General features: G+C 47.0%; 10 protein-coding genes. 4 read left to right on the top strand and 6 right to left on the bottom strand.

Features of this window, described 5'->3' with window-relative positions; translation table 11 throughout:
* Window positions 1-145: 145 nt before the first annotated feature.
* Window positions 146-1,966, top strand: a complete 1,821-nt coding sequence (locus QL223_RS14835; RefSeq protein WP_002541645.1) for a hypothetical protein — start codon at window positions 146-148, stop codon at window positions 1,964-1,966.
* A 471-nt stretch (window positions 1,967-2,437) separates the two neighbouring features.
* Here QL223_RS14835 and QL223_RS14830 read toward each other — a convergent pair whose 3' ends face one another.
* Together QL223_RS14830 and QL223_RS14825 are read right to left on the bottom strand one after the other, a co-directional pair.
* Complete coding sequence (locus QL223_RS14830; protein ID WP_281545164.1) at window positions 2,438-3,598, bottom strand: CHRD domain-containing protein; 1,161 nt, start codon at window positions 3,596-3,598, stop codon at window positions 2,438-2,440.
* 205 nt (window positions 3,599-3,803) lie between these two features.
* Window positions 3,804-4,433, bottom strand: coding sequence for a hypothetical protein (locus QL223_RS14825; protein WP_281545163.1), 630 nt, complete (start codon window positions 4,431-4,433; stop codon window positions 3,804-3,806).
* A gap of 362 nt (window positions 4,434-4,795) precedes the next feature.
* Here QL223_RS14825 and zwf point away from each other — a divergent pair, with 362 nt between their 5' ends.
* The 3 genes from zwf to gnd are packed head-to-tail and all read left to right on the top strand — an operon-like array spanning window position 4,796 to window position 8,475.
* Window positions 4,796-6,292 carry a glucose-6-phosphate dehydrogenase gene (zwf, locus tag QL223_RS14820; RefSeq protein ID WP_002541639.1) on the top strand — a complete coding sequence of 499 codons (1,497 nt, stop codon included), beginning with the start codon at window positions 4,796-4,798 and terminating at the stop codon, window positions 6,290-6,292.
* Between the two features lies 1 nt (window position 6,293).
* Window positions 6,294-7,013 carry a 6-phosphogluconolactonase gene (pgl, locus tag QL223_RS14815; protein WP_281545162.1) on the top strand — a complete coding sequence of 240 codons (720 nt, stop codon included), beginning with the start codon at window positions 6,294-6,296 and terminating at the stop codon, window positions 7,011-7,013.
* A 13-nt stretch (window positions 7,014-7,026) separates the two neighbouring features.
* The gene (gnd, locus tag QL223_RS14810) at window positions 7,027-8,475 is read left to right on the top strand and encodes a decarboxylating NADP(+)-dependent phosphogluconate dehydrogenase (protein WP_281545161.1); all 1,449 of its coding nucleotides are present in this window, start codon (window positions 7,027-7,029) and stop codon (window positions 8,473-8,475) included.
* 56 nt (window positions 8,476-8,531) lie between these two features.
* Here gnd and QL223_RS14805 read toward each other — a convergent pair whose 3' ends face one another.
* The 4 genes from QL223_RS14805 to QL223_RS14790 form a co-directional block, all read right to left on the bottom strand.
* Window positions 8,532-9,221, bottom strand: coding sequence for a GNAT family N-acetyltransferase (locus QL223_RS14805; RefSeq protein WP_281545160.1), 690 nt, complete (start codon window positions 9,219-9,221; stop codon window positions 8,532-8,534).
* Window positions 9,218-9,688 (bottom strand): DMT family transporter, encoded by a 471-nt coding sequence (locus QL223_RS14800; RefSeq protein WP_281545159.1) that lies wholly within the window; start codon window positions 9,686-9,688, stop codon window positions 9,218-9,220. The genes QL223_RS14805 and QL223_RS14800 overlap by 4 nt, the downstream gene beginning before the upstream one ends.
* A complete protein-coding gene (locus QL223_RS14795; RefSeq protein ID WP_281545158.1) occupies window positions 9,685-10,311 on the bottom strand; it encodes a nitroreductase family protein in 627 nt (208 codons plus the stop codon). Before QL223_RS14795 ends, QL223_RS14800 begins: the two co-directional genes overlap by 4 nt.
* 460 nt (window positions 10,312-10,771) lie before the next feature.
* Window positions 10,772-11,740, bottom strand: a complete 969-nt coding sequence (locus QL223_RS14790) for a LysR family transcriptional regulator (RefSeq protein ID WP_281545157.1) — start codon at window positions 11,738-11,740, stop codon at window positions 10,772-10,774.
* Window positions 11,741-11,768 lie beyond the last annotated feature (28 nt).

Raw genomic sequence — 11,768 nt, 5'->3', positions numbered from 1 at the left:
GACTTCAAAAGATCTTACACCGCGTATCAAAACTAAGTCATTCAAGCTGATGGGCATTTAGTAGCATCCAATTAGACAAGGGAATTCTAATAAAAGCTCATTGGTTAGCAAGAAAGTCTCACCAGAATCATGGAAGTTGGCAGTCATGAAAAATCTAGTTTTAACTCTATTCTCTGTTTTGCTGGTTGTTAGTTGCGGTGGAGGTTCTGGTTCAGGAGGGGGAGCAGATAATAACGGTTCAAGTTCAGGTATTTTACCTCTTCAATCAGAAATTGATCTATATGTAACAGCTGAGAACCGATATGCCTCCTTCAATCTACCAATAGAAGTATCAATACCTGAATCTACAAGTGAAGTTTATTTGTACGTGGGAAGTAACTTTGGTTCTTCATCAGGAATTAGCAACTTATCACTATCAATTGTCCTTGGAGGAGAGTCTAACGTTAGCTTTGACTACTACTTGCCTGAGTCAAATCCTGGAGGTGACTACAAGGAAGTGCTCACACTGTACTTTTGTTATGATGAGAACTGTAACAGCACGATAGAAGGTTCTCCTTTCGACATTACTCTCAATGTGAACACGACGCTCCCTACCATCTCAAGTAGTACAATACGCTCGTATACCGTGAAACGGAGAATCGATGACCCAACTGAGATGGTATTTGATATAAAAATACCGATAGAAAATTCTCACAGAAGCTCAAACTCCTATGTGGAATTTTCTGGAGATGCTTCATTTTCAGTGATCCAGTGTCCTTTCAACTCTGACAGGACTGAAGCAACATGTCCTGTTACTATCGAAAGCCTAAATACAATGTCTTACTATACGATGGATCAGGGGTATACTTTATCAGTTAACCTATGTTATGCCGATTACTGCTTTGGCTCAAATTCGGACAATATATTAATTTCGGTGATGTTCGAGAGTGAACAGCTTTCAACAATTAGCTCAGAACTCCCAAAAGCGTTGGTTGGCCGATATGATGAAGACAACCATTTAACATACAGTCGATTTTACAACGCCTTTATATATTATGGCTCTAGTTCTGAAACTAATAGAAACCTAATGATAAAGCCAGTTAATGGTGGTGAGACAGTAATAATACCGTTACGAACCTCTATTTTCGAAAAACTCGGAAAGATTCATGTCGATGATGGCTCAGGTCAAATATTTTACCTGAGATCATCTGACGACCGAAGCGCACTTTATAAGCTGACTCCTAATCTAAATTCACCACAAGAATCTATTACAATAGAGTATATCAACAGTGTTCCTTCACCAAGTGATGCGTTATTTAAAAATGACAGCTTGTTTTTATCTTACACCAATCAATCGTATAGCGATTCACATCTGACAGAAATAAAAATATCAACTGGTAATGAGATAAAAAGGAACTCTGAGATATCGACATCGGAAGTTAGAAGGATTAGTTTGACGAGCCTTGATGGAGATATATTTTCAGGTATAACCGAGTCACGTAAGAACACCATAGTCAGGTTCCGAGAGGGAAATATAGAGGAACAAGACATCAACAGTATAGAATATCCTTACTCCTATGAATGCAATGAGATTTTGTCTACTGAAGATATCATACTAAATAGATGCGGAAGAAGATTTGAAAAAGACTCTAGTAACAATGATATCATGGTCGAAATAGAACCAATCCCACGCCCAAGTTGGTTTGATCACGAAAATGAAGAAGAAAATCGATTCTTGGTGTCAGCCTTAAAAATGGATTCAGGTAACTATATCTATGTCGAGCGGAGCAAGAAAGACTGTGTAGATAACTGCGTAAATTATCTAACTATAGCGAATAAGGACAATTCTGAAGTTCAAGAGTTTTTTCTTCCTAGCAGTCTATCAATTGCTTCAGGGCTTCATGTTGACAATGATGGGAACCTATGGATATCAGGAAAGTCAAACTTAGGATTTCTCGTTGCTCAAAAGTTAATGCTATCTCAGTAAATCGAAACCTTAAGGCTAATAACCAATTACGCCACTATTAGCTTTTTCTTTGAGGCTCGAGATGAGCCTCAATCTTCGATATTTTTTTACATAACCCTTGTCAATTAACAAAACCAAACGAGCTTCCATCCATAATACTGCAGTAGTTAATAGTTTTTTGGAGTACTAATTATCGCAATGGAATAAAGGCTTATTCCCAAGCTAGATTCACGTATATTTTCCAAATCAGCCCAATTAAAAGTTTCGTTTCTTCCGCCGACTACCAGTATTACAGAGCACCTATTTGGCAAAATTTTTTTTGTATTAGCACTGATCCGAAGGGTATTTCTCCTTCAGAAATTTCTACTCTAGAAGCAAGAAGCCCTGTGTATGCAGTAGGGTTAGGAAGAAGGATCAGTGAAAAAGCCAAGATGTAGAGTAGAACAAAGCGGTGCTTCAGCACCGCTTTGTCTAGGTACCCCCCGAGAAAAGCTAAGGTTCGATCTGCCCCCTGATCTCACCACTTCCAACCGCAGGTGTATGCACATTCACGTAGTGCCCGACTGATTGAAACATCGCTTTTTGTTCGTCGGTCAAGGTGGTGTCTACCGGCGTTTGCCATACGCTAACGCCATCAACGCTTTGCTCCAAACCAACCACAACGCCACCGTTGGTGCCAGTGATACCTTGGTGGATATGTGCCGCCACTGCATCTTCGACACCTCGGGTAACCACTCTTAAATCCAGGTGACCGTTTACATCATTCAGCAAGGCATAACCATCACCGCTCGCGTCTGTCGTAACAGGCGGAACTTCCTGATCACCCGACAGTGGGAAAGTGTAAATGGAATAGTCAGGCGAGAAAATCTGCCCACGGATTTCGCCGGGTGGGTTCGCTGGCGTGTGGAAATTGGTGTAAAAGGCGCCTGAAAGCATGTCTTCAAACGTTTCTGCGCTTAGTGACGTGTCTTCAGGCGCCGTCCACACATTGGGATCCTCCGCGTTTTGATCCAACACCACCAGCACGCCGCCATTGCTGCCAACGCGACCAGTATGGATATGGGCTGCGACTGCATCTTCAATGCCCTGCGAATTCACCCTTAGATTCAGCGTTTCTTCGACGCTGTTATAAGCCAGATACCCTTGTCCACTGGCATCAGTCGCTACAGACGGCACCTGTTGGCTGCCATCCGCTTTGAAGGAGAGAATAGTGATAGTCTTCGGCACAATTTGCGCGCGCACTTCGCCGGAAGGCACCGCTTCGGTGTGAACATTGATGTACCAATCGCCGTTCTTCAGCGCTTCCATTTCGGCATAGCTTAAGCCGTTCTCACGAACCACTAAATAGCGCTTTTCACCGTGTTTCCATTTGTGCTTTTTAGGCGCTTCAAAGGTGTATTCCACACCGCCAGTTTCCCCTATTCCGCCGTTGTGAATATGGGCAAACTTGAATCCTTCGATATCATCGATATACAGTCTGGCCCGAAGCTTTTTACGTTTTTCATCAAGCTGAACACGCGCCTTTGTAGAAAGCTCTGAATCATTGAGCGGCACTGCCTGACTGCCACTCAAGGTTAAGTGATACGTTTGCGTCGCCTCAAATCCACACGCTGACAACAGAAACACTGCCATCAACACCACTAGCTTTTTCATCCTAAAATCCTCTTTTGTCCTAAATGATCAGGTTTCTTCTTTCACCTGTTTTCTGAAGACGAAGATGGGATTCGGGTAGATGCAGCGATTTGCACCATGACCCTCAAAGCATTAGTGAATAGTCAGGAGTGAAATGTAAAACGCGTTATCGAGACAATAGTCTGTAAAGGTTTATTGCAGAGGAGAGCGCTAAAATCATGTCTGGTCAGTCTCCCCCGCCACCACAGCCACCACCATCTCCTGAGCAACCCATTCCACCCCCGCAGCCAGAAGAACAGCCAATGTGACTGGCACAGTAGGTATTTGAGTTGCTCTTCTGGCAGTCGAGCGAGTACTTAAAGCCATCGTCAATATTTAGCCTTGAGTCTATGTCGAAAAGGAGCGGAAGCTTTGATGGGTTCGCGGAATTGATACCTTCACGAGCGCAAGATAATCGCCATGCCCGTTTAATACCGTCCAAAGCCATCGTTGGTGTCACCATCGCTTCGGTGGGCGTATGGTGCAGAAACCGGTCAAATGCTTTGTCACAAAATCCTTTGTATTCTCTAGTGAACAAAATGAACTCATGCCAAGCGACATCCACAACCTGTGAAGGCATCGCGACCATGCGTTTATTACCCTCATGACAAAGAAAGAAATATTCTTTCAAACCATCGATAACTAGGGATAGATTTTCATCAGTCAGGTGGGGATAACGCTGGTGAACCTTTGTTTTGATCGCTTTGTTGAAACGGTATGTGCCAATGAATACCCGCTGTGCCTTTCGCTTTTGGTACCGTGAAACGTAGAAAAATACCACAACTAAAAAAACGCACCCTATGTACCAGATTTCCATATCACACTCCAATCCCTTTTGTTGGCTACGCTAACGGAATACAAAGGCAGTTAAAATGGGCGAATTCTCAAAACTAAGTGAAAATCATAACTATCAACGAGAATAATGAACGTGGAAGTAGAGAGGTTTCAGCCTAAAGTTCAAGCCGACGACTTGGGAACCAAGCTCACAAGATATGAACGTAAACTCATACACATTCCCCCAAGTTCGTACACAAATGAAGCGTTAAAGGCACTGCCTATTAAAAAGATAGGAAGAAACAATCATATTTTGGGGAAAATGCTGGTATTTTATTGGCCTCACGACCTTGGGCACGTTTCTCCATTCGAGACTGATTAATCGCCCATCGCAGGGAAATCCAAATGGCGAAAGAAAACAACAATATTGTGATTTTTGGTGCTTCCGGTGATCTTGCTAAGCGCAAGCTGATCCCAGCCCTCTATCACCTTTATGCAAATGGCATGATGCCAGAGAACTTTACGATTCTTGGCGTTAGCCGCACCGACTACTCCGACGACGCTTTCCGCGACAAACTCGCCGCGTTTTTAAGAGAAAATGAGAAGGTGGATGAAGCCGTTCTCGCGCGTTTTAGCCAACACCTATACTACCTTCCTATCAATCCTGCTGAGTCCAGCGAATACAGCAAACTGGTTACCCGCCTGGACGAACTGAGCGATAAGCACCACACCGGCAACAACAATCTCTACTATCTGGCGACGCCGCCAAGCCTTTATGGCGTCATTCCAGAGTGTCTGGCAGACCACAATTTGCACGACCAATCCAACGGCTGGAAACGCCTGATTGTTGAAAAGCCTTTCGGCTATGACACTGCATCTGCAGAAGAGCTGGATAAGAAACTCCACCGTAATTTCAACGAAAAGCAGCTGTACCACATCGACCACTATCTGGGTAAAGAGACGGTTCAGAACCTGCTGGTATTCCGCTTCTCTAACGGCATGTTTGAGCCGCTGTGGAACCGCAACTTCATTGATTACGTTGAAATCACGGGCGCTGAGTTCTTAGGTGTAGAAGGTCGTGGCGGTTACTACGACGGCTCAGGCGCAGTGCGCGACATGCTGCAAAACCACCTGCTTCAGGTGCTTGGCATGGTTGCGATGGAGCCACCAGCGGCCATTCGCTCCGACTCCATTCGAGATGAAGTCACCAAGGTTATGCAGAGCTTCCGTCCACTGAGTGACGATGACCTGAAGAACAATCTGGTGCTTGGTCAGTACACAGGCTCCAACGTTCGCGGCGAGAAGCTACTAGGCTATCGCGAAGAGCCGGGCGTGGCCGAAGATTCACGTACCGAGACTTACATCGGCTTGAAGATGTTTGTCGACACCTGGCGCTGGAACGGCGTGCCTTTCTATGTACGTACAGGAAAGCGCTTGCCAACACGTGTGACCGAAGTGGTTATTCACTTCAAGAAAACCCCTCACCCAGTGTTTGGTGCCAATGCACCTGAGAACAAACTCATCATCCGCATTCAGCCAGATGAAGGCATTCTGATGAGCTTCGGCCTGAAAAAACCAGGCGCTGGCTTCGAGGCCAAAGAAGTCTCAATGGAATTCCACTACCAGAACCTGCAAGAAGCACAGCTTCTGACCGCCTACGAGCGCTTACTGTTGGATGCCGTAAAAGGCGACTCGACGCTGTTTGCGCGCTCTGACGCAGTGAAAGCATGTTGGGAGTTTGTTGAACCCATTCTGCGCTACAAGGAAGATCCAGATGTGCTGTTCGGTTATGCCGCAGGCACCTGGGGCCCAGAAAAAGCGGATGCGCTGCTAAAACGCGATGGACGCGAGTGGCGCTATCCATGTAAGAACCTAACCAATACAGAATATTGCGAGCTGTGAAATGAAGGAATTCCGCATTTTAGATAATGCAGACGCCGTGGTGCTAGAACTTGCGTCGTCGATGAAAAGCCTGAGTGAACAAGGACGTCCCGTTCATATCTCACTCTCTGGTGGCAGCACACCGAAGCTACTGTTCAAACTGCTGGCACAGCCAGAATGGGCGAACAGCATTCAATGGCAAAACCTCCACTTCTGGTGGGGTGATGAGCGCTGCGTGGCACCGGATGATGCTGAAAGCAACTACGGCGAAGCCAACACCCTGCTGTTCAGCCACATCGAGATCCCTGCTGAGAACATTCATCGCATTCGTGGTGAAGACAATGCAGAGCAAGAAGCTAAGCGATTGGCTGACGAAATCAAAGCAGAAGTGCCAGAGAAAAACGGCTTGCCTGCATTTGACTGGATCTTGCTTGGTATGGGCGACGACGGCCACACTGCGTCCCTTTTCCCAGGTCAAACTGACTACGATGAACCTGCACTGACTGTGATTGCGGCGCACCCGCAATCAGGACAGCTGCGCGTATCGAAAAGTGCATGTCTGCTAAACAATGCTGATCGCATCAGCTACCTGGTACTGGGTGCGGGCAAAGCAGAAATGATTGATGCGATTCACGGTGAAAACGCCGACGCAAACCTGCCTTATCCGGCAGCGCATATTCAATCAACACATGGCACAACTGAATGGTATTTAGATGCTGCTGCCGCGAAGGCATTGGCGTAAGGAGTTTATAGAAATGAAAGGCGATATCGGCGTAATTGGTCTGGCGGTAATGGGCCAGAACCTTATCCTGAACATGAACGACAACGGTTTCAAAGTGGTTGCTTACAACCGCACGACGTCAAAAGTTGACGAGTTCCTTGAAGGCGCAGCAAAAGGTACCAACATCATTGGCGCATACTCACTGGAAGATCTGGTTGAGAAGCTGGAAAAACCACGCAAGGTGATGCTGATGGTACGTGCGGGTGATGTTGTTGATCAGTTTATCGACGCCCTGACTCCTTTACTGGACGAAGGCGACATCATTATCGATGGCGGTAACTCTAACTACCCAGACAGCACACGCCGCATGAAAGATCTGGAAGAAAAAGGTCTGGTATTCATCGGCGCTGGCGTTTCAGGCGGCGAAGAAGGTGCACGTTTCGGACCTTCAATCATGCCCGGTGGTAACCCAGCGGGTTGGCCAGCAGTGAAGCCTATCTTCCAAGCTATTTCAGCGAAGACCGACAGCGGCGAAGCATGCTGTGACTGGGTTGGCCGTGAAGGTGCAGGCCACTTCGTGAAAATGGTTCACAACGGTATCGAATACGGCGACATGCAGCTTATCAGTGAAGCTTACCACTTCATGAAAGAAGGTCTGGGCATGAACCACGATGAAATGCAGGCGACCATGACTGCATGGAACAAGACCGAGCTGGACAGCTACCTGATGGAAATCAGCTCTGAAATCGTGGGCTACCGCGACGAAGACGGTGACATCGTACTGGAGAAAATCCTTGATACCGCAGGCCAGAAAGGCACTGGTAAGTGGACAGGCATCAATGCACTGGACTTCGGTATTCCACTGACGCTGATCACTGAATCTGTATTTGCACGCGCTCTGTCTGCACGTAAAGAAGAGCGTGAAGAAGCCGCTGCTCTGTTCCAACACAAGATTGGCCCAGTAGAAGGCGACCGCGAAGTTTGGCTGGAAGCACTGCGTAAAGCACTGCTGGCGGCGAAAATCATCTCTTACGCACAAGGCTTTATGCTGATCCGCGAAGCGTCAGAGCAATATAACTGGGATCTGAACTACGGAAACGTTGCCCTGTTGTGGCGTGGTGGCTGTATTATCCGCAGTGCGTTCCTGGGTAACATCCGTGATGCATACGAAGCGAACCCAGAGCTGAAATTCCTGGGCTCTGACGAGTACTTCAAGAACATCCTGGAAGATTGCATGGGCTCATGGCGTAAAGTCGTGGCGAAGACCTTCGAAATCGGTCTGCCATCACCAGGCCTGTCTTCTGCGTTGACCTTCCTTGATGGTTACACAACTGCTCGCCTGCCAGCGAACATGCTGCAAGCACAGCGCGACTACTTCGGTGCGCACACTTATGAGCGTACTGACCGTCCACGTGGTGAATTCTTCCACACCAATTGGACAGGTAAAGGCGGCGACACTGTATCGACCACCTACAACAGCTAATCCCTGTTGCTGGAACAAAAAAAGGAGCCGAATGGCTCCTTTTTCTTTTCTGGCGGTTACTCCGCCAATACGCTGGTTAACATCGCGAGTTGCTGAAAACCCAATTGTTCATAAAGTGGCAGTCCCGCTTTAGATGCCTGAAGGGCGACATATTCGCAGCCGAGTTCTTTAGCCAGTGCCAGACTATGTTGCATCAGCGAAGAGGCCACACCCATCTTCCTGAACTCTCTCAGTGTCCCCAGTTGATGAATACCCAAGGTGTTTCCCGTTTTGTAGAGAATCACAGTGCCCGCGACTTCACCTTCTTTGTACAGCGCAAAAATATGGCTGTTGTTGTCGGCGTTAAGGTGCTGAATCACCGCTTCATCAATCACATAGTTGAAAGCCTTTGAACAGGCGACAGTCCAGTCAGTGACTTGCTTTGGCGTCGATACCCGCTCAATCTCTTTTCCGAACTCGAACTCTGCGTCTTGCGGTAATTCGTAAGTCATCACCACCAATTGCATCGCCACTGACAACTTGAGGCCGTGCTGAGCGCTAAGCAGTTGAAGACATTTTGCATCCAACTCATCTACCGTTGATGCTCTTTGCCCAGAAGAGAAACTCACACCATGGAGACTCAAGCCGGGACTCCAGCGCTTATTGGGCCAGCTGGGATGAACAAACAGTTCTCCCTCCTGCTTAGCACCCAGCGCCTGCCAGTAGAGATTCAAATTATCGAGGTTGGCTTGCAACGCAGCGTTCATGAAAAGTCCTTATTGATTAATACAATACCCAGCACCAGCAATGCAGCACCGAATAGTTTTATCGCTGAGATCGACTTGATTGGGCTGTCGAATGCGCCAAAGTGACTCAGCAACATGGCAATAATGATTTGCCCTGCCAGCGAGTAACTCATCAGGTTCCCTACCCCCATTTTAGGGATAAGAAAATACAAGCTACCCACACCTATCACACTGAATACACAGGACAACCAGAGATACCAAGGGATCTGGGTCAGCTTTTCCCAATCCAGACCTGTGTTTGAGGCCGAAATCCCACCCGCGTTGTAAAGCACCGCAACAGCGAGGCTCACGAGAACAAAACTGGTCAGGAAGGCATAGCTGGTTGCGAGCCAGCTGTTACCAAGCATTTGACCCAATTGCGCATTCATCGCCGCCTGAATGGCAATGCAGCCACCGGCGGTAAGTGCCATTAGCGTTAAGCTGCTCATAACGTTTCTACCAGTTGGTCACGGGACAAACGAAACTTGGGGCGATTCGCTGTGCGGTCAGTGCCCGAACGCACGCCAACAGGACAAATAATCACAGCGTTCAGCCCTTGCTTATCCAGCTCCAACACTTCGTTGAGCCCTGCTGAATCAAATCCTGTCATCGGGCAAGCATCAATCTGTTCAACGGCAGCGTGGCTGACCAATGTTCCCAATGCGATAAAGCATTGCTGCGCCGCCCACGCTGCCTGTTGTGGTTGGCTAAGTCCCAGCAAGCTGCTGGCAATTTGATCTTGATAAGCGCGTAAGTCTGACGCTGGACGGTTCTGGTTGGCAGCTAGCTGTTCAATGAAGTCTTCAATGTCTGCCTCATTGAGCGAGGTCTTGTGTGCCAGAACCAGAAGGTGAGAATTATCAGCGACTTTCTGCTGGCCATAACTGTGCGCTAAGCAAGCTTGTTTCAACGCCGGGTTTTCAACCACCAGCAATTTAAACGGTTGAACGCCGTATGAAGAAGGGGCTAAACGAACACTTTCGATAAGGCCATCGATAGCTTCCTGGCTGAGTGTTTGTTCTGAAAACTGGTTGACGGCGTAGCGCCAATTCAATGCTTCTAATACGTTCATCTCTGTCTCTCCTTGCGTTGATGGATAGAGATTACGCAATGCCGAAACCAGACGCCTTTACATATGTTGATTTATACCCAAACAACCTGAAAGCGAGCATCAGACCTTTGTGAAGAAAAGCAAAATGCGTGGGAGTTTGCGCGATATCGTAAAGCGTCCTTTACCAATGCTTGTCACCTTGCAGCAGGCCATGAGCGCCTGCATTGATGCTTCGAATCGCATAATAGCAGCGCACCGTCTCTTGTAAGTGTTCGAGCGAAGGGGGCATAAGAATATCCTTATTCATTTTCTTTTGATTGCATGAACTGAGGGCGTACTAAATTTTCAGTGTTTTAAAATGTATGGAAATTCATACCTTACAATTCATTAGTAGAAGCACTGAGTCTCCGCTTACACTTCTCCGTCTTGCCTGAGCGAAATATTTTGACCCCTCTGTCAGGTTGTAGCAAAGACCAAAAAGTCAGACTAGATTTGCGGCTCGCCGATGATCCAAATCGCAACAGAGCGTCGGGTACATCTTCGCTAAGTCTTTTTTGAGGTATTCTACAAATGCGCGGGCTGTGGGAGATAGGCTAACTGTTCTGCGGTGTACCAACATAACGAAACGATAAACGGTGACATCTTCGATAGAAAAAGAAAGCAGTCTCCCAGAAGACACTTCATCCTGAACCAGAAAGTGAGAGGCAATAGCAATACCGGCATTCAGTTCTACTGATTTTTTCACGGCCTCCATGCTACCCAGCGCCACCACTTGCTTAAAGTCCATGCTTTTGCCGCTGGTTGTCTCCAGATTTTTGACCGTAGAGCTCTTTCGATTAGAAGTCAGCAGTGTCTGACCTTGAAGATCATCTAAAGAAATGGAATGTTTACCCACCCATTTGGCTCTCACCATAGGGTGCTGAGGTGACACAATGACCGCAAGACCATCTCTTAGAATAGGCTCAAACTTCAATTTCTTATCATCAACGCCCACATCAGCAGGCTGAGAGACAAACCCCAACTCACACTCTGATCCAAAGGAGATCTCACTGATCACATCCTTTGCGTACTTTATCTGGGACTCCAGTTCAATGCCTGGGAACCTGAGATGAAAGCTGGATAAGACCTGAGGAAGAATATAGGTTCCGGGAGTATTGGAACTGCAGATTTTTAACTCACCAATAGAGAGTTGGTCAATGTTTAACAACTCGTTCTTTGAGTCACGAAGAGCAACTATTATGGCTTCACAATAAGGCAGAATTTGCTGTCCCGCCAAAGTCAGTTCAACGCCTCTACCATCCCGGTGAAGCAATTGGACTTTATAATAATCTTCTAACTTCTTAATCCTTTGGGACATCGTCGCTTGAGTACAAAAACACTCTTCAGCCGCCTGAGTAAAACTTCCCAAACGAGCAATGTTAACAAACGCCTCAAAATTCTCGATTCTCACCGTAGATCCCTCTCGAAGATGAGAAACA

The organism is Grimontia sp. SpTr1, assembly GCF_947387585.1.
GTDB lineage: Bacteria > Pseudomonadota > Gammaproteobacteria > Enterobacterales > Vibrionaceae > Enterovibrio > Enterovibrio indicus.
The sequence above is the reverse complement of the archived record's forward strand: the minus strand, read 5'-3'. Positions and strand labels throughout refer to the sequence as shown.

Coding starts and splice junctions, on each gene's coding strand:
- QL223_RS14835 (WP_002541645.1), top strand. CDS start 146: ATGAAAAATCTAGTTTTAACTCTATTCTCTGTTTTGCTGGTTGTTAGT.
- QL223_RS14830 (WP_281545164.1), bottom strand. CDS start 3,598: ATGAAAAAGCTAGTGGTGTTGATGGCAGTGTTTCTGTTGTCAGCGTGT.
- QL223_RS14825 (WP_281545163.1), bottom strand. CDS start 4,433: ATGGAAATCTGGTACATAGGGTGCGTTTTTTTAGTTGTGGTATTTTTC.
- zwf (WP_002541639.1), top strand. CDS start 4,796: ATGGCGAAAGAAAACAACAATATTGTGATTTTTGGTGCTTCCGGTGAT.
- pgl (WP_281545162.1), top strand. CDS start 6,294: ATGAAGGAATTCCGCATTTTAGATAATGCAGACGCCGTGGTGCTAGAA.
- gnd (WP_281545161.1), top strand. CDS start 7,027: ATGAAAGGCGATATCGGCGTAATTGGTCTGGCGGTAATGGGCCAGAAC.
- QL223_RS14805 (WP_281545160.1), bottom strand. CDS start 9,221: ATGAACGCTGCGTTGCAAGCCAACCTCGATAATTTGAATCTCTACTGG.
- QL223_RS14800 (WP_281545159.1), bottom strand. CDS start 9,688: ATGAGCAGCTTAACGCTAATGGCACTTACCGCCGGTGGCTGCATTGCC.
- QL223_RS14795 (WP_281545158.1), bottom strand. CDS start 10,311: ATGAACGTATTAGAAGCATTGAATTGGCGCTACGCCGTCAACCAGTTT.